The organism is Bacillus halotolerans, from assembly GCF_004006435.1.
GTDB classification, from domain to species: Bacteria; Bacillota; Bacilli; order Bacillales; family Bacillaceae; genus Bacillus; species Bacillus halotolerans.
On record NZ_CP029364.1, the window covers coordinates 891,630 to 911,158 of the forward strand.

18 protein-coding genes and 1 pseudogene are annotated in these 19,529 nt (G+C 45.0%); 6 read left to right on the forward strand and 13 right to left on the reverse strand.

Annotated features, from left to right (window positions below; all coding sequences use genetic code 11):
* Positions 1-37: 37 nt before the first annotated feature.
* The 3 genes from DIC78_RS04475 to DIC78_RS04485 all read right to left on the reverse strand — a co-directional run bounded on the left by DIC78_RS04475 (position 38) and on the right by DIC78_RS04485 (position 2,488).
* Positions 38-682 (reverse strand): SDR family oxidoreductase, encoded by a 645-nt coding sequence (locus DIC78_RS04475; protein ID WP_127695546.1) that lies wholly within the window; start codon positions 680-682, stop codon positions 38-40.
* Positions 683-745: 63 nt separating this feature from the next.
* Positions 746-1,741 (reverse strand): lipoate--protein ligase, encoded by a 996-nt coding sequence (lplJ, locus tag DIC78_RS04480; RefSeq protein ID WP_101863799.1) that lies wholly within the window; start codon positions 1,739-1,741, stop codon positions 746-748.
* Between the two features lie 12 nt (positions 1,742-1,753).
* Positions 1,754-2,488, reverse strand: a complete 735-nt coding sequence (locus DIC78_RS04485) for an MBL fold metallo-hydrolase (protein WP_127695548.1) — start codon at positions 2,486-2,488, stop codon at positions 1,754-1,756.
* A 157-nt stretch (positions 2,489-2,645) separates the two neighbouring features.
* Between DIC78_RS04485 and yhfH the strand changes: the two genes are divergently transcribed.
* Positions 2,646-2,780, forward strand: a complete 135-nt coding sequence (gene yhfH / locus DIC78_RS04490; protein ID WP_024120799.1) for a protein YhfH — start codon at positions 2,646-2,648, stop codon at positions 2,778-2,780.
* Between the two features lie 270 nt (positions 2,781-3,050).
* A complete protein-coding gene (gene gltT / locus DIC78_RS04495) occupies positions 3,051-4,340 on the forward strand; it encodes a glutamate/proton symporter GltT (RefSeq protein ID WP_024120798.1) in 1,290 nt (429 codons plus the stop codon).
* A 41-nt stretch (positions 4,341-4,381) separates the two neighbouring features.
* Here the strand turns inward: gltT and DIC78_RS04500 are convergent, their stop codons facing one another.
* The 4 genes from DIC78_RS04500 to DIC78_RS04515 all read right to left on the reverse strand — a co-directional run bounded on the left by DIC78_RS04500 (position 4,382) and on the right by DIC78_RS04515 (position 7,028).
* Positions 4,382-4,789, reverse strand: coding sequence for an ASCH domain-containing protein (locus DIC78_RS04500; protein WP_106020611.1), 408 nt, complete (start codon positions 4,787-4,789; stop codon positions 4,382-4,384).
* Between the two features lie 14 nt (positions 4,790-4,803).
* On the reverse strand, positions 4,804-5,844 hold the full coding sequence (locus tag DIC78_RS04505; RefSeq protein ID WP_106020612.1) for a M42 family metallopeptidase: 1,041 nt from the start codon (positions 5,842-5,844) through the stop codon (positions 4,804-4,806).
* Positions 5,845-5,977: 133 nt separating this feature from the next.
* A complete protein-coding gene (locus tag DIC78_RS21745; RefSeq protein ID WP_081638270.1) occupies positions 5,978-6,160 on the reverse strand; it encodes a hypothetical protein in 183 nt (60 codons plus the stop codon).
* A 91-nt stretch (positions 6,161-6,251) separates the two neighbouring features.
* Positions 6,252-7,028, reverse strand: coding sequence for a YhfC family intramembrane metalloprotease (locus DIC78_RS04515; RefSeq protein ID WP_095713702.1), 777 nt, complete (start codon positions 7,026-7,028; stop codon positions 6,252-6,254).
* A 121-nt stretch (positions 7,029-7,149) separates the two neighbouring features.
* Between DIC78_RS04515 and fabHB the strand changes: the two genes are divergently transcribed.
* Positions 7,150-8,127, forward strand: coding sequence for a beta-ketoacyl-ACP synthase III FabHB (gene fabHB, locus DIC78_RS04520; RefSeq protein ID WP_106020614.1), 978 nt, complete (start codon positions 7,150-7,152; stop codon positions 8,125-8,127).
* A gap of 42 nt (positions 8,128-8,169) precedes the next feature.
* On the opposite strand, the gene DIC78_RS04525 is transcribed toward fabHB, so the two are convergent.
* The 6 genes from DIC78_RS04525 to DIC78_RS04550 all read right to left on the reverse strand — a co-directional run bounded on the left by DIC78_RS04525 (position 8,170) and on the right by DIC78_RS04550 (position 17,055).
* The gene (locus DIC78_RS04525) at positions 8,170-10,497 is read right to left on the reverse strand and encodes a YhgE/Pip domain-containing protein (protein ID WP_106020615.1); all 2,328 of its coding nucleotides are present in this window, start codon (positions 10,495-10,497) and stop codon (positions 8,170-8,172) included.
* Positions 10,498-10,567: 70 nt separating this feature from the next.
* Entirely contained in the window at positions 10,568-11,143 is a 576-nt protein-coding gene (locus DIC78_RS04530) for a TetR/AcrR family transcriptional regulator (RefSeq protein ID WP_010333611.1), read from the reverse strand.
* A gap of 151 nt (positions 11,144-11,294) precedes the next feature.
* Positions 11,295-12,707, reverse strand: a complete 1,413-nt coding sequence (gene hemY / locus DIC78_RS04535; RefSeq protein WP_101863793.1) for a protoporphyrinogen oxidase — start codon at positions 12,705-12,707, stop codon at positions 11,295-11,297.
* Between the two features lie 14 nt (positions 12,708-12,721).
* Complete coding sequence (gene hemH, locus DIC78_RS04540; RefSeq protein ID WP_106020617.1) at positions 12,722-13,654, reverse strand: ferrochelatase; 933 nt, start codon at positions 13,652-13,654, stop codon at positions 12,722-12,724.
* Positions 13,655-13,728: 74 nt separating this feature from the next.
* Positions 13,729-14,790 (reverse strand): uroporphyrinogen decarboxylase, encoded by a 1,062-nt coding sequence (gene hemE, locus DIC78_RS04545; RefSeq protein WP_095713706.1) that lies wholly within the window; start codon positions 14,788-14,790, stop codon positions 13,729-13,731.
* A 120-nt stretch (positions 14,791-14,910) separates the two neighbouring features.
* Positions 14,911-17,055: a transglycosylase domain-containing protein gene (locus DIC78_RS04550; RefSeq protein WP_127695550.1), complete on the reverse strand. Its 2,145-nt coding sequence runs from the start codon at positions 17,053-17,055 to the stop codon at positions 14,911-14,913.
* Between the two features lie 121 nt (positions 17,056-17,176).
* Between DIC78_RS04550 and hmoB the strand changes: the two genes are divergently transcribed.
* The 3 genes and pseudogenes from hmoB (at position 17,177) to DIC78_RS04565 (ending at position 19,480) form a co-directional block, all read left to right on the forward strand.
* Positions 17,177-17,677 (forward strand): heme-degrading oxygenase HmoB, encoded by a 501-nt coding sequence (gene hmoB, locus DIC78_RS04555; protein WP_024120788.1) that lies wholly within the window; start codon positions 17,177-17,179, stop codon positions 17,675-17,677.
* A 50-nt stretch (positions 17,678-17,727) separates the two neighbouring features.
* Positions 17,728-18,007: pseudogene (locus DIC78_RS04560) on the forward strand (hypothetical protein).
* Positions 18,008-18,091: 84 nt separating this feature from the next.
* The gene (locus tag DIC78_RS04565; RefSeq protein WP_106022385.1) at positions 18,092-19,480 is read left to right on the forward strand and encodes a hypothetical protein; all 1,389 of its coding nucleotides are present in this window, start codon (positions 18,092-18,094) and stop codon (positions 19,478-19,480) included.
* Positions 19,481-19,529 lie beyond the last annotated feature (49 nt).

The window sequence follows — 19,529 nt, forward strand, 5'->3', positions numbered from 1 at the left end:
AACACTCAAGAGCAAAAAGCCCCGAGTGTCAGTAGTGTTATAGATTCTTCAAAGCTTCGGCAATCGGTGTATCTCCTTCAGTGAGATCAAAAGCCCGATTTTCCGTGTTGGTTTCATCTAAAGAGGCAATGACTGCTGTCGCAACGTCATCACGTGATATATCACCCCGCTCTAGATCTGGGGCTGCGGAAACCGTTCCTGTTCCCGGTTCATTGCGAAGGCCTCCCGGACGTATAATCGTATAGGCTAAGCCGCTGGATTCCAGAATTTTATCAGCATAATGCTTGGCCACGTAATAAGGTTTAAGTGCCTCATTCCAATTTTCACGGCGGTGGGCCTGCAGGGCGCTGACCATAATAAAACGTTTGATTCCCGCGATTTCCGCAGCCTCTATTGCTTTTGCCGCTCCGTCAAGATCCACCAGCAGCGTTTTATCATAGCCTGTGCTCCCGCCGGAACCCGCCGTAAAAATAATCGCGTCACAGCCTTTTGCCGCAGCTGCGATTTCTTCCGGGCTTCCTTCTAGATTTGCTAGCACAGCTTCCGCGCCGGCCGCTTCCAAAGATGCTTTCTGTTCTTCTTTTCTGACCATCGCTCTGACGGAATGATCAGCATTCTCTTTGAATAAAGAAACAAGTCTTTGTCCGATTTGTCCGTTCGCTCCGATTAAAAACACTTTCATGTGAATCCCTCCTGCCTCCATTATTTCAAAACACAAATTTCCTTTCAAACAATGTGTTTTACATTAATAAATCAGATCAAGAAAATCTTCTTTCGTAATGTTCCCAAAATAATGCTTCAGATTCACATCAGCCAGCGCATCAGCGATCACACTGCGCTCATATTGCTTTCCAATCAGCAGGTTTTCGATTTCCGACACATCGCCCACACCGAAGAAATCGCCGAAAATTTTGCAGTCTTCAATTTTCCCTTTTTTTACTTCCAAACGCAAATCAATGGACCCGACCGGATAACGCTTTGAATGGTTCAGGTTAAATTTAGGTGAGCGGCCGTAGTTCCAGTCCCAATTTTGATAGCGTTCTTCCGAGATTTTGCGAATGACTTCCCAATCTTTTTCAGTCAGCTTATACTCCGGCACATCTTGAATGTGATTTGTATTGAAAATATGTTTGAGCAAATGACTGCGGAAATCTTCGGTCGTCATTTTATCATCAAGAAACTCACTGATGTTTGCCACACGGCTTCTGATTGATTTGATGCCCTTTGATTCAATTTTATCCTTTTTGACTTTTAAAGCGGACACAACATGATCAATGGCTGAATCAAACATGAGGGTGCCATGGCTGAAGATGCGGCCTCTTGTGGCAAATTGGGCGTTACCTGATATTTTGCGGCCATCTACCACAATATCATTCCGGCCGCTTAATTCCGCTTCAACTCCGAGCTGATGTAGCGCTTGAATCACCGGCTCAGTGAATTTTTTGAAGTTATGAAAGCTTTCACCGTCATCCTTCGTGATAAAGCTGAAATTTAAATTCCCTAAATCATGATACACAGCCCCGCCGCCAGATAAACGGCGGACGACGATAATTCCGTTTTCCTCTACATACTTTGTATTGATTTCTTCTATTGTATTTTGGTTTTTTCCGATGATGATAGACGGCTGATTCACGTAAAAAAGCAAATACGGCTGTTCAGGGTCTAAATATTTAAGGCAATACTCCTCGATAGCAAGATTGATCCGCGGATCATTGATATTTTGATTGTCAATAAATAACATCGTGCTCCTCCTTTATCCTTCCCACACAAAACCAGATTTCGCAATGTTCACTTTCCCGTTAAAAACGGTCTTGGCTTCTTTGCGAAGGTTGTCATGCACGCCGAAATGAGGCAGATGGGTCAGCAGCAGCCCGCCCGCTCCCGCTTCTTCTGCAATTCGCCCTGCTTCCAAGCTGTTCATATGGCCTGCGCTTGTCCCGTCTTGATCAGCATAAAAATTACATTCTGAGATCAATAAATCAGCGTTTTCCGAAAACGGAATAAATGAATCCTGATAGCTGGAATCAGCAGTATACACAACAGTATGGCTGCCGTCAGTAATCCGCATCGCATAACAAGTCACCGGGTGAACCGTCTTTAAAAAGGTGATCGTAAACGGACCGACAGTCAGCTGCTGATCAGGCTGATAGGCAATCCCTTTCGTATGCGTTTTATATGTAAGCTTTTGAAACTGTTCTATATCAGCATCATGTCCGTAAATCGGAAGCGAGTGTTCTCCTTTGCCGAGGAATGATCCGACTTGCTTCGCAAATTGCAGCGGCCCGATGTCCGCAATATGGTCATGGTGATAATGAGACAGAACCACCGCGTCCAGCTTTTCCGCCGGGACATATCCAAACAGCTTAGATAACACGGCACTTCCGCAGTCCACTAACAATGAAAAATCCCTCGATTGAAACAAGTAACCCGACGTCGCTTCATTTGCGGCCGGAAAACCGCCGTAGCATCCGATAACTGTAACTTTCATAATGTCCTCCTTCTTTTCAAAGAAAATTGATCCTCCTTCAATATACCCATTTTTCTAAAAAAAAGCATGTTTTAAACATTGTATCAAAACAGATGTTGAATTTTACTTTCTGTTATATTACAATGAAAACATTACAAAGGGGAAAGAGGGATTGGTTATGCTAGGGAAAATTACTGAATTTTTTAGAAACCTGCCTTCGAAAAAGTGCGCGGAATGCGGAAAAAAGATTGATGAGCAGCATGAGTGTTATGGTAATATTTGCAACGACTGTATAAAAGTAAGCGATATGTAAAGAGGCGAAAATCTCACGCATACAGTGTGAGATTTTCTTATTCTTCTAACTTCTCTTTATATTGAAATAATAATCAGGTTGGGTCAAAGCTCACCTGTTTTTAGATAATTCTGGTGATTCACTTGATATTTTTGAATATTCTATATTTTCAAAATATAATTTACTATAGACGAACCTATTTCTTATCTATTATAATTTGATCTAATAGTGAGATTAAATATATGTCTATTCATGATATATGTTGATACTTTGTTTTTTGGGAGGTAATCTATGAAAAGAATTAGGTTTGGATTAGCTACGCAAATATTCGTTGGACTTATTCTAGGTGTTATTGCTGGCGTTATTTGGTACGGCAACCCAGCACTGCCTACTTATCTGCAGCCAATCGGGGATCTCTTTTTACGCTTAATCAAAATGATAGTGATTCCTATTGTTGTCTCCAGTTTAATCATCGGTGTAGCCGGAGCCGGAAATGGAAAGCAAGTTGGTAAATTAGGCTTCAGAACAATTCTGTACTTTGAGATTATTACGACCTTTGCCATCATTCTCGGACTAGCCCTTGCAAACATCTTCCACCCGGGTACAGGAGTTAATATACACGAAGCTCAAAAAACAGACATCAGTCAATATGTTGAAACAGAAAAAGAACAAAGCAATAAATCAGTGGCAGAGACATTCCTGCACATTGTGCCGACAAACTTCTTCCAATCCTTGGTCGAAGGGGATCTTCTTGCCATCATCTTCTTTACCGTACTATTTGCATTGGGAATTTCCGCGATCGGTGAAAGAGGCAAGCCAGTATTAGCCTTTTTTGAAGGCGTTTCCCATTCGATGTTCCATGTGGTAAACCTTGTGATGAAAGTAGCGCCATTCGGGGTTTTTGCTCTAATCGGAGTTACTGTCTCTAAATTCGGACTCGGTTCTCTTCTATCTCTCGGAAAGCTTGTCGGATTGGTATATGTCGCACTGGCTTTCTTCTTAATTGTCATTTTTGGGATTGTCGGAAAAATTGCCGGTATCAGCATCTTCAAATTCCTGGCTTACATGAAGGACGAAATTTTATTGGCGTTCAGTACGTCCAGCTCTGAAACCGTTCTTCCGCGCATCATGGAAAAAATGGAGAAAATCGGCTGTCCGAAAGGTATTGTGTCTTTCGTTATCCCGATTGGATATACGTTTAACTTAGACGGCTCCGTTCTCTATCAATCTATTGCAGCGCTGTTTCTTGCACAAGTATACGGCATTGATTTAACAATTTGGCACCAAATTACGCTTGTATTAGTTTTGATGGTGACATCTAAAGGAATGGCTGCCGTTCCGGGAACTTCTTTTGTCGTCTTGCTTGCAACACTGGGCACGATCGGTGTTCCGGCAGAAGGACTTGCCTTTATTGCCGGTGTAGACCGCATTATGGACATGGCACGTACAGTTGTAAACCTGACTGGTAACGCACTTGCTGCCGTTGTAATGTCTAAATGGGAAGGCATGTTTAATCCTGCAAAAGCGGAAGCTGTCATGAGCCAATCTAAAGCAGATCAAAACGCAACCATTTCCGGTTAATCAAAAAGCCTGCGGGGTTCTCAACGCCCCGCAGGCTTTTTTTAATCTTGGACAAGCTCAAACAGCTCTGTAATCAAAACAGTGTCCTCATTCAGTTCCATTTCGCCATTTTTGATCAGCTCCGCCCATGCTCTTCGATGGTCCTCTTGAAATTCATCAATTCGGTCTCCGTTGCCCTCTCCTTTGACTAACCTCCTATCAGGCGCTCCAAAGGTCGTTTCAAACACATCTGTCACTTTTATATTGCATCTCGGATGATCATGTTTATCATAAACGGTTACAAGCTGTCCCGCTGTTTGATATACATCACTCAGTTCATCTTTTGAATATAATGATTTCGGCGCGCAGGTGGCCGTTTTTTCTCCAGCAAGGATTTGCTGGATCAGCTGTTCTCCAAGACCTTCATCGCCTTCCCAGCCGAAAGTGCTTTTCAGTTCATAGATTTTCATTTGTTTTCTCCCTCTTATACCATCGGTGATTGCACATAATAATACAGGAGCTTCGCTGTATGGCGGAGAGAAGACTTATGCGTGCGCTCAAAAGCGTGCGAAGCGTCAATTCCCGGCCCGATCAGGCCGTGCACAATATCATGCCCGGATTTGATCGCTGCTGAGGCGTCCGACCCGTAATACGGGTAAATATCAAGCTTATAGTCAATATGGTGCTTTTCAGCTAAATCGACCAAATGCTTTCTCAGCTGATAATGATACGGACCGCTCGAATCCTTCACACAAATCGAAACCGAATATTCGTCTGTCGCCTGGCCGTCGCCGATAGCCCCCATATCCACCGCCAAGTATTCAACAGTTTCAGCAGGAATATTAGAGTTTCCGCCATATCCGATTTCTTCATTATTAGAAATCAGAAAATGAGTCGTATACGGCAGTTCAATTTCTTCTGTTTGAATTTGATGGATTAAGCGAAGCAACAAGGCCACACTTGCTTTGTCATCTAAATGGCGTGATTTAATGAATCCGCTTGATGTGATCTCAACACGGGGATCAAACGAAACAAAATCTCCGACGCCAATGCCAAGCTCTTCCGTATCCTTACGGCAGTGCACAGGCTCATCCAGGCGGATTTCCATATTCTCTTGATTGCGCTCCGCTTTTCCCGCGTCTTTGTACACGTGCACAGACGTTTGATGCATTAAAATGGTGCCCGTATACGTTTTCCCTGAAGCCGTTTCAATTTGGCAATACTCCCCTTCGATCGAGTTATAGCGGAAACCGCCGATCAAATCGATTTTCAGCCGGCCGTCAGCTTTAATTTCTTTCACCATCGCGCCCAAGGTGTCAACGTGCGCCGTCAGCATTCGGTGACGGGATGTATCGCGGCCCGGAAGCGTGGCGATCAAACCGCCCTTATGGTTCAGAACCGTTTCGACCTTCCATTCTTTTAAAAGGTTTTCAACGTATTTGATCACCTCATATGTATTCCCTGTCGGACTTGGAATAGAAACGAGTTCTTTAATCAGCTCCATTGTTTTACGAACGGACGTCATAGGACATTCCTCCTTTTATTTTCTATTTAAAATATACTCTTTTCCCGCTGAACCCGTCCAATCTTTTCCTATCAATCTAGCATATGCTGTAGAGAGCATGGGAAGAGGAGGGATATCTATGTGCTGTCGTCATTCACATGAACGGAAACATCATTGTAATTTTTGGTTTGATGATTTTTGGTTCTTTGACGAGTGGTTCGATAAGGATTTCCACGACCATTGCAAGAAAGAGAAAGAATGCCATGACCCTTGCGAGAAAAAGAAGAAAAAGAAAAGACATTGCTCTTGCAAAAAACGCTGCCACTCTTGCTGTCATTGCTAAGGACTGAGTCAGAAATATTCTGATACCCCATGCCTAAACGAATATTTCATTTTTCCAAGCGGGCTGTTACTGCTGCTTGGATTTTTTATTGAAACAGCCTTTTTGCCTTTACAATCCAAACCACTGATGCCGCAGCTATCCCAGCAACGATGAGTTCAACAGCCGCCGCATGTTCTATCACTCCTTTTTGGTATAAAACCGCCGGTACATTAAACAGCCCGTGTAAGAGAATCGAATACAGCAAAAACAGCGGCCGGCGGCTTTTAACCGCATACAGCACAAATAGTGACAGACCGATTTGAACAGAGATGGCGCTGATTCTTTCAATTCCGCCGAGCAGCCATTCATACGAAGGTGTATTCAGCAGCTGCGCCTGAATCGGCATAAGTGCCTGCTTCACATCTTGATTAATCAAAAGCTGTTCAAAAGTGCCGCTATTGATCGCAAAAGCGTACACGATAAGCGTAATGCTGGACAAGCCGGTTATTAGTATCGCCTCCAGACCGCCGTGGCCCGCTCCGAAGGCCAGACCGTCCGCCCAAGAAAGACGGCGCTTCATAAAGAAACGCATCATGATATACCTTCCGCACTCCTCAAAAATCCCGGCCATCAAGCATCCGTAAATGGCATACCAGACTGGATGCTTCATCACTTCTTTCGTCGTTTCATTCATTTGCAGAACATAAACATGAACGCCGCCCTCCAACAGCTGAGCAAAAACAAAAAACGTAAGAGCGCCAATAAAAAACACCTTAATCGGAGCATGATACTTTCGCCTAAACCATATCATCAGTCCGATCGGCAACAAAAACGCAATAACCCCGGAAATAATCATAGAGGCTATCGCTCCTTGACTGACCATTTTTTTCCTCCTTTTCTGGTTTTCTACTGACAGTTTCTCTTTTTTTATCAAAAATCCTCTTTTTAGTACCAGATACTAATATCTAGTGTTATAATCTGATAATAAAAGGAGTTGTGTTATTATGTCAAAAGCAAACATTACAGCAATCGGCACCTATGCGCCGACCCGGCGTTTAACCAATGCGGATCTGGAAAAAATCGTAGATACGTCTGATGAATGGATTGTTCAGCGCACAGGAATGAGAGAACGGCGGATTGCCGATGAGCAGCAGTTCACTTCAGACCTATGCATTGAAGCAGTCAAAGATCTCAAGAGCCGTTACGAAGGAACACTTGAAGATGTGGATATGATTCTCGTCGCCACAACAACAGCAGATTATGCCTTTCCGAGTACGGCTTGCCGGGTGCAGGAATATTTCGGCTGGGAGAACACCGGCGCGTTAGATATCAATGCGACATGCGCAGGACTGACATACGGTCTCCATTTGGCAAACGGATTGATTACATCCGGGCTTCATCAAAAAATTCTCGTCATCGCCGGAGAAACATTGTCAAAAGTGACTGATTATACAGATCGAACGACATGCGTTCTGTTCGGCGATGCTGCGGGCGCACTATTGGTTGAACGAACTGAAGAGGCACCGGGATTCCTCGCCTCCGTCCAAGGAACATATGGAAAAGGTGCAGATATTTTGTATAGGGCCGGACTGCGGAGCGAACTCAACGGCATGCCGCTTGCGGATTCCGGGAAAATGGTCCAAAACGGACGCGAAGTGTATAAGTGGGCCGCAAGAACCATTCCCCGTGAATTTGAACATCTTTTACACAAAGCAGGGCTCAGCCGTGATGATCTTGATTGGTTTGTTCCCCACAGCGCCAACTTGCGCATGATCGAATCGATTTGTGAAAAAACACCGTTTCCGATTGAACAAACACTCACCAGTGTCGAATACTACGGAAATACATCCTCAGTCTCTATTGTTTTGGCCCTTGATCTGGCAGTGAAAGCCGGGAAGCTGAAAAAAGACCAAACCCTGATGCTTTTCGGATTCGGCGGAGGATTAACGTATACCGGACTTCTGATTAAATGGGGATGTTAAATCAAAAAAGACCTTGTTTCCTGAGAAACAAGGTCTTTTTCATTAGGAAGCCGGCTGTTCTTCTGAAGTGTCTTCCTTCCGGCTTAAGATCGTAAAGTAGGTAATGCTCAGCGCGATCATGACTAGAGCAATGCCGATTAAGACACCGGCCATCTGCCACATGTAGCCGAAATCTCCGTTTGAAATCACCGCTCTGAACCCGTTTATGCTGTAGGTCATCGGCAGCGCGCCATGGATCACCTGATAGAAATTCGGAAGCAATTCTAATGGGAAGGTTCCTCCGCTGGCCCCGAGCTGCAGCACTAAAATAATGACTGCAATAAACCGGCCCGGATTGCCCATCGTCGTGGCCAAAAATTGAATCATTGCAAGAAAAGCGAGACTCGTAATGATCGTAAACACGTAAAACCTCCACGTGCTCTCAACCTCGAGACCAATTCCCAGAAGCAAGACCGTCGCCACAATCAGCGATTGAATGATTCCAACGAGCATCATGACATTAAATTTACTGAAGAACCACTCAAATCCGTTTCTCGGACGGCCTGATGCTTCTTTCAGCGGGAATACGACCGTCAGCATAATGCCGCCGACATACAAGCCCATTGATAGGATATAAGGCGTCAGCCCTGTTCCGTAGTTAGGGACGGAATGAATCGCGTCGTCATTAGTTTTGACCGGATCCGCAAACATACCGTATGTTTTATCATCAGCGCTGATATCCCCTGTTTGATCAGCCGCATCATTCAGCTTATTAGACAGCTGTCCTGTGCCGTCCAATAGCTTGCCTAAACCTGTATCAAGCGATTCAGATCCCTCAGCGAGTTTTGATGATCCATTTTGAACTTGTTTAGAACCGTCTAACAGTTTCAGTAAGCCGCCCGACACTTGGCTGCCGCCTGTCACCAATTGTTCTGAGCCCGCTTTTGCTTTTGCAAACTGTTTATTGTATTCTCCAATACCGGCTGTCAGTTTATTTTGGCTATCTGTGATCTGCTGTGAACCGTTGTATATCTTCTCGGTTCCTTCAGTTAATTTGTCAATTGCATCTTGCGTCGCTTTTGCACCGTTATAAAGCTTAGATGTAGCTTCCGGCATTGCTTTCAGCTGTGCCGCCTGCTCTTTTACATCTTCCAGAGAAGCTTTAATCGTTGAAATGTCAGGAAGCTGATCCACTGAAGGGAGCCGGCTAATGATTTGATCAAAATCAGGCGCATCTACTTGCGGAAGCTTCTTCTCAACAGAATTGATCAGCTGGCTTTTTTGTTCCGCTGTTAAGAACTCGCTTGAATTGATCACATTTTTAAATGCCTGATCACGGTTTTTCAAGCTGTTTTCAAACTCTGTCAGCTGCTTTTTAAATTCATTCATGGCAGTTTCAGATTTTTCAAGGTTGCTGACAGCTGTTTCAAGCTGTGTCAAATCGACTGCGTTTATGACCTTCTCTGCTTTTTCTACTTTCTGAGAAGCCTCTGCGGCCTTTGTATTAAGCTGATCCAGCCCGTTTGTAATCTTTGGAAATCCCTGCTGCAATGTCTGCTGGCCGGCTAGAAGTTCATTCAGCCTTCCTGTCAGCTCACTTGATCCCGCGGCAATTTTTCCTGAATTTTCATAAATGGTATTGCTGCTGTCCTGGAATTTGCCGAGCGAGCTGTCAAGCGATTGAATGCCGCTTGTTACTTTAGCTGCTCCTTCTGCAAGCTGCGCCGTTTTGTCGCTGATTGTCGCAGTGCTTTCTGTCAGCTTCTCCAGATTTTCTTTCAGCTTGGCGCTTCCGTTTTTTGCGTCCTTAGTGCCGTCATCAATTTTTTTCGCTCCGCTGCTCGCGTCGCTGAGACCTTTGGCAATATCTTTAAAGTTATCAAAAATCACTTTCGTATATTGCTCGGTCACTTCTTTAGAAACAGAAGCTTTCAGTTTATCAATCGCTTTTTCGCCAATCGTTGCTCCTACATAGTTTGAACCGGCATTCGTATGGTATTTCAAATCCAGTTTTTTCGGATTTTTGTCCATTACAGTGCTGGCGTTTTTAGAAAAGTCTTCTGGAATCTCGACTACTAAATAGTATTTTTGATTTAATAAGTCCTTTAACGATTGGTCGAGATCAGTGGAAAAATGCCAGTCAAAGCTTTTATTATCCTTTAATTCTTTTACCAGATCATCACCGATTTGTAGCTTTTCTCCCTCATATGTCGTTCCTTTATCCTGGTTGACGACAACGACAGGCAGCTGGTCAACTGTGCCGTACGGGTCCCAATAGGCCTTTAAGAAAACACCGCTGTAAATAAGCGGGACAAACAAAATGGCGATGATGGGAATCAATAATTTTTTACTCGTTACGATGTCTTTCCATTGACTTCGTATTGTGTTCATCCTGATGCCTCCATTCTAAAACTGACTCATCATGAAAAATGGTCATTTTCTTGTAAAGAGAAAGGATTATCTAGTTGGCTGACAATCCTTTGACAACATACAACTCAAGCAGTTCCGCAATCGTTTCTTTATCAAGCGGGGGATGCTGTTTTTCCCAATCAAAAATGAGCGCGATATAAAGCTTCAACATGACAAAAGCCGTCAGCTCAGGATCACACGGCTTGATATCTCCGTTTTCGACACCCTCTTCTATCTTATTTTTAATATAAGAAAGAATGGAACGCTCCATTTTCTGAATCACGTCCTGAACTGCCATTGTACCAATCTCAGCATTTTCTTGAAAAATTTTAATCGTCAGCTGATGTGTTTTCCTGAATTCAAGAATGGCAAACAGCGCTCTGTGAACATTTTCATGGAACGGGAGATCAGGCTCCATCGCTTCGTCAGCTTTTTGCTTCATTTCTTTTAATAACGTAGAGAAAATATCATCAAACAGCTCTTCTTTATTTTTGAAAAACGTATAGATGGTTCCTTTTCCCACGTTCGCAAGCTTCGCCACCAAATCCATTGTCGTCGCTTTATAGCCAAACTGTGTGAAAGACTTTGTGGCAGCCTCCAAAATGAGCTTTTTTCGATCTATTGACATTGTATATCACCTCAAAACTGACCATTTGAACATTTTAGTCAATAAGTACATATGCAAATGTATCATACCATGCTGAACAATTCAAACATTTTTTACACAATATTGCCATCATCTAGGCACAAAAAACCTCCGTACCGGGTACGGAGGTTTTTTAGTCGAATAAATATTTCAGCGCGTCTGACACAGCTGCTTTTCCTTGATCGATACAGTCCGGGATTCCAACACCCTCGAAGGATGCGCCAGTCATGTACACACCAGGATATGAGGAAGCCAGCGCTTCACGGAGCTCATTGATACGGCGTTTATGGCCGACATGGTACTGAGGCATGCTTTCATGCCAGCGCGTGACACATGTCATTTCCGGCTCACCGTTGATTTTCATTACTTTCTTTAGGTCTTCCAGCACAATGTTGATAATGTCGTTATCTGAGAGGTCGACGATGGATTCGTCTCCGGCTTTTCCGACATATGCCCGAAGCAGTGTTTTGCCTTCCGGCGCTGCGTGCGGCCATTTTTTGTTCGTCCACGTACAAGCTGTGATCGCGAAATCACTGTTTCTTGAGATGACAAAGCCCGTGCCCTCATGCTCCATTTGGACGGCGCCTTCCGGAAAACCCAAGGCGACATTCGCCACAGATGTGGAATGCATGTTTTTCAGATTTGCAACAGCCGGCAAATCGGAAAGCATTCCCGCGGCAGCTTTATGCGGTGCTGTTACAATCACTGATTCGGCATCAAGTGATACGCCGTTATCAAGATCAAGCGAGTAGCCCGTGCCCTCTCGGCTAATCTTGGTAACCTTTGTGCCTTTGTATACCTTTGTCAGCTTTAGTTGATTTTCGATCTCTTCGACAAGCGTCTGCAGGCCTGTTGTCAGCGTCTGAAACTGCCCTTGTTTTTTGGCTGTCAGCTGCTGGCCGGAGCCTTGAGGTCTCGTTTTTTTCATCCCCAGGATCAGGCTTCTGTGCTTTTGTTCCGTCTGATAGAATTGCGGGAATGTTGACATCAGGCTGAGTTTGTCGATATCACCTGCATAGATGCCTGATAAAAGCGGCTCGATTAAATTCTCGACAACTTCATCCCCGACACGTCTGCGGAAAAATTCTCCCAGTGACTGATCCTCTTTTGATTTACTTGCGGGCAGGATGAAATCCATTGCAGCTCGCGCCTTCCCTGACAGAGAAAACAGCCCCGTTGACACGAACGGCGCGATTTTTGTCGGTATTCCCATTACAGCCCCCTTCGGCATCGGATGCAAAGTGCGGTTGACAAGCACGTAAGATTGTCCGGTCGCATTGTTCACAAGCAGATGGTCAAGACCTAAGTCTTTGACAAGCTGCGGAGCGCTTTTTTTCCGTTCCAGGAATGAATCAGGCCCTCTTTCGATGATATAGCCGTCCTTCTTGACTGTCTGGATTTTTCCGCCTACTCTCGGACTTGCCTCAATAAGCGTCAGCTCAAGCGGCAAATCTTTGTCTCTGATTTCTTTTTCCATGTAGAAGGCGGCGGCTAAACCGGTAATGCCGCCGCCGATGATGACTACATGTTTTTTGCCGTCACTCATGTTCATCGCCTTCTTTAACGTCCTAATTTTTTCAAAACGACTGTTGCTAAAGCATCAATAAATGCCGGCTTAGCGTTTGGCATTTCCGGCCGGTAATAGCTGGCGCCGATATCGTCAGTCACCACTTTGCATTCATAGTCATTGTCATAAAGCACTTCTAGATGGTCCGCGACAAATCCGACAGGCGCATATACAAATGCTTGATAGCCTTTTTGTTCAAATAAATCACGTGTCAGATCTTGCACGTCAGGTCCGAGCCACGGATCAGGCGTATTGCCTTCACTTTGCCAGCCGACAGCGTATTCAGATACGCCTGCGCCTTCAGCGATCAGCTTCGCGGATTCATGAAGCTGATCCGGGTACGGATCTCCGTACTCTTTAATTTTTTCCGGAAGGCTGTGCGCGGAAACGATGAGCATCGCGTTTTCTCTTTCTTCCTTCGGCATTGACGCGTACGTGTCCTTTACTTGATCAACCCAATATTTCACAAACTTCGGCTCATCGTACCAGCTTTCGACAGACGTAATTGTTAAGCCCCCGAGTTTTTCAGCCTCTTCTTTCGCACGTTTGTTGTAAGACTGCACGCTGAATGTGGAGAAGTGCGGTGCCAATACAAGGCTGACCGCCTCTGTAATGCCGTCCTTATGCATCTCTGCCACAGCGTCTTCAATAAACGGCTCGATATGCTTCAGCCCGATATACGCTTTAAACGTAATCTCATCCTGAATCTCGTTTAAGTGCTGTTCAAGCTTATAAGCCTGTTCTTCTGTGATTTTGGCAAGCGGCGAAATGCCCCCGATTGCTTCATATCTGTCTTTCAGATCCTGAAGCATTTCAGGCTCAGGCTTTCTGCCTCTTCTGATATGTGTATAATAACGCTCTATATCTTCTTCTTTGTAAGGCGTGCCGTACGCCATAATGAGAAGCCCCATTTTCTTTTTACCCACTGTTTACACCCTCTTTAGATGATCTATCACAAAACAATTTTGACAGGCTTTTATCCTGATACCAAAAAATATGCTCAGGAGTATTGGCCTATTTTCTTTGATTGAGAATATTCATGTACAAATGCAGTCAGCTTTTTCAGCACTTCCGGACTGACATCAGGAAATACACCGTGCCCGAGGTTAAAAATGAAGCTGTCCGATTTTAAGCCTTGATCAAGAATCTCTTTCGTTCTCTTCTCGATCACTTCCCAAGGAGCAAGCAAAATGGACGGGTCCAGGTTGCCTTGCACCGTTTTGGTGATGCCTTTTGATCTGGCTTCATCAATGCCGAGTCTCCAATCGAGCCCCACAACATCGAGAGGCAGGTCATGCCAATCCGTTGCTAAATGGCTGGCACCTACACCAAACATGATAAGCGGCACATTTTCCGATGCCAGCTCAGAAAAAATCCGGTTCATTACCGGTTTGATGTACGTTCTGTAATCCGCTTGATTCAGCGCGCCAACCCATGAATCAAAGATTTGAATGGCTTTTGCGCCCGCCTTAATTTGCGCTTTTACGTACACGATAATCATGTCGGCAAGCTTTGTCATCAGCAGGTTCCAGGCATCCGGCATGCTGTACATAAAGGCTTTTGTTTTATTGTAGTTTTTCGAAGGCCCGCCTTCGATCATATAGCTGGCAAGCGTAAAAGGCGCACCAGAGAAACCGATTAGCGGGACGTCAAGCTGTTCATTGACAAGCAGTTTGATCGTTTCGAGCACGTACGGCACGTCCTGTTCCGGCTCAAGCTTGCCGAGCTTTTCAATGTCCTGCAGTGAACGAATCGGCTGATCAATCACCGGTCCGATTCCATTTTTAATTTCAACATCCACACCGATCGACGGAAGCGGCGTCATAATATCTTTATAAAGGATTGCAGCATCGACTCCGTATTGCTCGACCGGAAGTCTTGTGACGTACGCACACAATTCGGGCTGATGTGTAATTTCGAACAATCCGTATTTTTCCTTCAGCTTACGGTACTCCGGCTGTGAGCGCCCGGCTTGTCTCATGTACCAAACAGGCGTGTGATCCGCTTTTTCTCCCCGCGCAGCTTTTAAAAACGTCTCGTTAAACGTTTCTCGTTTCCTCATCTGATTTCCACCTTTCATACTGCAACCATACGTTCGTGTTCCTTGACCATTACACTATACCTCGTTTTGGGCAAATGGTATAGAAATGCGGCTCAAAGTTCAAAAAATCGCCGAATTCCATTAAGAGGAAAACAGTTTCGGCTGAACGTAATCGGTTCCTTCTCCTTCTTTTTTTGTCTGTGTATTATAAGGCACCACTTTATAGGAAGCGCCCGAAAACAAATTGGCATATGGGATCTCATAGCTTCCCTTTCCTTCAACAGAATCAAGAAGCGTTTCCTTGCCGTCCTTATTTACATAAATTCTGTACACTGCCCGATCATCCTCTTGCGCATCCCATTTTAATTCAATCGTAAACAGCCCCGCTGCCCTAAATGTATAGTCAGCCGTCAGCGTTTTGACAGGCTCAAGCTCAATTGGGCTTTCAAGTTCTTTTACTTTTTTAGGCTTCGCAAACGCAGAACCCGTTTCGCCAGCCTGTGTCAAAATATCCTTAAACATTCTGGTCGGATATGCGCTTCCGCCTTTTAAGTAATGGTTTTGATCTGTTTTGTCATAGCCCATCCAGACAGCTCCCGTTATGTTCGGCGTATAACCTGCAAACCAGGCATCCTTTGTTGCGCCGGAAACGCCTGTATATGAAGTAGAACCGGTTTTCCCGGCAAGATCGCCGTGATAGGTGCCGGACGTTGCTGTTCCCTTCTTAACCACCTGCTGAAGCATTCTCGTCATGTTCCAAGACGTCTGTTTGCTGAATACTCGTTTTCCTTCTTCTTTATGATCGGCTATCGTTTCCCCGTCTTCATCTGTTATGTTTGAAATAAAGTACGGCTCGGTGTATGTTCCATTCGCGGCAAACGTATGAAAAGCGCCGGCAAGCTGGAGGGGTGATACGCCTTTTTCCAAACCGCCGAGAGCCAGAGCAAGCCCTTCATCCGGTATATCAATGCCGTTTGCCTTCAAATAAGATTTCCCCGTTTCCACACCGATCTCATTCAGCGTCCACACTGCAGGCGCGTTTTTGCTGTAAGTGATGGCATCAGACATCGTGACTTCCCCTTCATAACGGCCGTCATAGTTTTTCGGTGTGTAATCTCCGTAGGATTGTAATTCATCCTTTAACAGAGAGTACGGCTTAAATTTCTTTTCCTGCATCGCAGGTCCGTATACGGCCAGCGGCTTAAACGTTGACCCCGGCTGGCGCACAGCTGTCACACGATTATATCCTTTAGCCGTGTAATCTCTTCCGCCGATCGCTGCTTCCACACCGCCTGTTTTATTGTTGATAAAGACTGCGCTTCCTTCAGCATCTTGATCTGTTCCGGGATAATAGCTGCCTTCCTTCATGACTTGATATGCCGTTTTTTGCAGTTTTGAATCAAGCGGCACCTTAATCGTGTACCCTCCTTGAAGCAGCTGCTCTCCGGAAATGGAATACTTGTCCTCCGCTTCTTGGATCACAAGGTCAATATAGCTGTCAAACCAAGGTGTTTCCGACTGTTTTTTCACGTTCAGCCCGAGCGTCCTCCCCTGCGCGCTGACAGCCTCTTTCGCACTGATATAGCCTTGGTCATTCATCATGCCGAGAATCGTATCACGCCGATCCTTGCTTTTATCAGGATGCAAAACAGGAGAATACGTAGAAGGCGCCTTCGGAATAGCAGCCAAGACCGCGCCTTCTGACACGGTTAAATCTTTAACTTCCTTATTAAAATAATAATGGGATGCAGCTTGAATTCCATAAACCCCGTGTCCGAAGTATAGCTGGTTCAGATACATTTCCAGCAGCTTGTCCTTGCTGTAATCCCGTTCAAGGTTGATCGCTATGATCACTTCTTTCGTTTTTCTTAAAAACGTTTTGTCATGTGTCAGAAAAATATTTTTGGCAAGCTGCTGGGTGATCGTGCTCGCGCCTTCTACTTTTCCTCCTGCTAATATATCGCGGTACACCGCTCTTCCGACAGATTTCACATCGATACCGTGGTGTTCATAAAATCTCTTATCTTCCACTGAGATAAACGCTTCTCTGACCTCTTTCGGAATTTCATTGATAGAGACCGGTTCACGATTTTCTGTATACAGACTTGCGACCTCATCCCCGTTTTGGTCAACAATTTTTGAAGATGCGTGAAGGATCAGCTTCTTTTCATCTATGACATAATGACCGAGAAAAATAATTGAAATATATCCTATTAAAGCGAGAAAAGCAGTTAACACTAAAATAATGATGGGAATGAAAAGTTTCTTTTTCTTTATCTTAAACATGAACTCACCTCGCCTTTCTAAAGGTAGTATGGGAAAAATTGTTTGGATTTATGTTTGAAGCAGTCGCCAATAGAAACTTATACCATTGTTTTGATATACTAGCAAGCAGGAGGTGGCTGATATGAAGGTTTATATTACATATGGGACAGCCGATTTTTTGAAAAACATCGTGCAAAAACATTCCTCGGAAAATATGCTTTTGATGCAGGGACAGGAAAATGCGATTTTAATTCACGAAACAAACGGAGAAACAGTTTTTCAGGCCCCCCATTCCTATGAAGTCATTGACCAAGTCGGGGACATGAAGCATCCCGGTTTCGCAGTATTGAACAATATAGCCGTCACACAGGAAGGGCGGCCGCTGTTTGAAAACAGATTTAAAAACAGAGCGGGAAAAGTCGAAAACGAGCCAGGTTTTGAAGCCATTCGTGTCCTGCGTCCGCTTGACAGCGACACGTACGTCATTCTCACCTTGTGGGAAACAGAAAGATCCTTCCAAGACTGGCAGCAGTCAGGCTCATACAAAGAAGCCCACAAAAAACGCGGCACGTCTGCCGGAGTTGACACAACGTCCATTTTCTCCCGGCCTTCGTATGTCACCACATATGTTGCTGTCGAATAGCTGCCGGAATGTCCGGCAGCTTTTTTTATGGCGAAAGGGAGGGAAGCTAGATGAAGTACATTTGCCCAGTCTGCGGGTTTAAAGGGCTGACAGAACCGGCATATGATGACCAAGGGAATCACTCCTATGAAATCTGCTCGTGCTGCGGCTTCCAATTCGGATTTGACGATTTTGAAATGACGTGTGAGGACGGTTCATATTTAGAGCCTTCGGAAAGCATAATCGCCTACCGAAAAAACTGGCTTGCTGTACCCGCAGCATCAGCAGCAGGCTAAAAAAGTATTGAAGCACGAGTTGATCGAGCAGCTAAAACATATCTGTCTTATCTGAAGTAATATCTGCGGTCAGATGATATCTGTCCCGGCACCTTCCGCCCGCCTATGAATAATCTGTAGGAAGCGGAAGGAGTGATCAATGATGGAAATCGGGATTATGTCTGTTCATGTTCTTTATGTGTTTTTTATTGGAGCGATCATTCTTTTTATGCTGCTGCGAAAAGATACAACCTTTATTTCGTTATTTGGGATTTTCATCATTTCGTTATGGGCCAGCCATTCGCTTTCAGCTTCGGTCAGCAGTTTATTCCACAGCTTCATCTATGCGGCATCTGAGCTGCTTCCTACAATTTTCATCATTTGTTTTATCGTGTCTATGAGTGATGTGTTAACGAAAACAGGGATAAATGAAGCGATGATTTCTCCCTTTGTCCGTCTTGTTAAAGGTCCTGTAATTGCATACTGGCTGATTGGCGGACTGATGTTTGCCATTTCTCTATTCTTCTGGCCTTCGCCGGGTGTCGCTTTAATCGGCGCCGTTCTGCTTCCGGCAGCCTCCCGTGCCGGCCTGCCGCCTATCGCTGCCGCCATGGCAATGAATTTATTCGGGCACGGCTTTGCCCTTTCAGGAGACTTTGTCATTCAGGCAGCGCCAAAACTGACAGCTGATGCAGCAAGCATCCCTGTCGGTGATGTCATCTCAGCAAGCATTCCGCTCGTTTTGATTATGGGCGTGACCACAACAACTGCGGCTTTCTTTATGATTCAGCGTGAACGCAAAAAACAATTGCGGCCCGCTTCTTTTTCCCCGATGTCAGAAGAACATGACACTTCAATGTATTTGCCGAAACGTCTTCGGTCAATGCTGGCTCTTTTGATTCCTCTTGTATTTGCCGCTGATATCGCGTGCATGGTCATATTCAACCTTCAAGGAAATGATGCAACCGCGTTAATTGGCGGATCGGCCATTTGCATCCTGCTGATCGTTCATTTCCTTGTGTATAAACAGAAAGGGCTTGAAAAAATCACTGGATATTTTATCGAGGGGTTTCAATTCGGCTTTAAGGTTTTCGGTCCCGTCATTCCAATTGCCGCTTTCTTTTATCTTGGTGATTCCGGCTATGAGAGCATCTTGGGTACTGAACTCCCTAAACATTCACACGGCATTGTCAATGATCTCGGCATCGCCTTATCCCACGCCATGCCTATGTCTAAGGAGCTTGCCGCCGCAGCCTTGACTGCCGCTGGAGCCGTAACCGGACTCGACGGTTCAGGTTTTTCAGGCATTTCCCTCGCCGGCTCCATCGCCAAGCTCTTTTCATCCGCTCTCCATGCTGATCCAGCCGTCCTGACCGCACTCGGGCAAATATCAGCCATCTGGGTGGGCGGCGGTACGCTTATTCCATGGGCGCTCATTCCCGCTGCAGCCATTTGCAAGGTCGATCCATTTGAGCTTGCCAGAAAGAACTTCCTCCCCGTTGTGATCGGACTTTCGGTGACAACCATTGCAGCGATGATCATGCTTTGAAACCCGACCAGTTGAAATATTCAGACTTTTTCTATACAATCATGGAAAA

Coding starts and splice junctions, on each gene's coding strand:
- DIC78_RS04475 (WP_127695546.1), bottom strand. CDS start 682: ATGAAAGTGTTTTTAATCGGAGCGAACGGACAAATCGGACAAAGACTT.
- lplJ (WP_101863799.1), bottom strand. CDS start 1,741: ATGTTATTTATTGACAATCAAAATATCAATGATCCGCGGATCAATCTT.
- DIC78_RS04485 (WP_127695548.1), bottom strand. CDS start 2,488: ATGAAAGTTACAGTTATCGGATGCTACGGCGGTTTTCCGGCCGCAAAT.
- yhfH (WP_024120799.1), top strand. CDS start 2,646: ATGCTAGGGAAAATTACTGAATTTTTTAGAAACCTGCCTTCGAAAAAG.
- gltT (WP_024120798.1), top strand. CDS start 3,051: ATGAAAAGAATTAGGTTTGGATTAGCTACGCAAATATTCGTTGGACTT.
- DIC78_RS04500 (WP_106020611.1), bottom strand. CDS start 4,789: ATGAAAATCTATGAACTGAAAAGCACTTTCGGCTGGGAAGGCGATGAA.
- DIC78_RS04505 (WP_106020612.1), bottom strand. CDS start 5,844: ATGACGTCCGTTCGTAAAACAATGGAGCTGATTAAAGAACTCGTTTCT.
- DIC78_RS21745 (WP_081638270.1), bottom strand. CDS start 6,160: ATGACAGCAAGAGTGGCAGCGTTTTTTGCAAGAGCAATGTCTTTTCTT.
- DIC78_RS04515 (WP_095713702.1), bottom strand. CDS start 7,028: ATGGTCAGTCAAGGAGCGATAGCCTCTATGATTATTTCCGGGGTTATT.
- fabHB (WP_106020614.1), top strand. CDS start 7,150: ATGTCAAAAGCAAACATTACAGCAATCGGCACCTATGCGCCGACCCGG.
- DIC78_RS04525 (WP_106020615.1), bottom strand. CDS start 10,497: ATGAACACAATACGAAGTCAATGGAAAGACATCGTAACGAGTAAAAAA.
- DIC78_RS04530 (WP_010333611.1), bottom strand. CDS start 11,143: ATGTCAATAGATCGAAAAAAGCTCATTTTGGAGGCTGCCACAAAGTCT.
- hemY (WP_101863793.1), bottom strand. CDS start 12,707: ATGAGTGACGGCAAAAAACATGTAGTCATCATCGGCGGCGGCATTACC.
- hemE (WP_095713706.1), bottom strand. CDS start 14,790: ATGAGGAAACGAGAAACGTTTAACGAGACGTTTTTAAAAGCTGCGCGG.
- DIC78_RS04550 (WP_127695550.1), bottom strand. CDS start 17,055: ATGTTTAAGATAAAGAAAAAGAAACTTTTCATTCCCATCATTATTTTA.
- hmoB (WP_024120788.1), top strand. CDS start 17,177: ATGAAGGTTTATATTACATATGGGACAGCCGATTTTTTGAAAAACATC.
- DIC78_RS04565 (WP_106022385.1), top strand. CDS start 18,092: ATGATGGAAATCGGGATTATGTCTGTTCATGTTCTTTATGTGTTTTTT.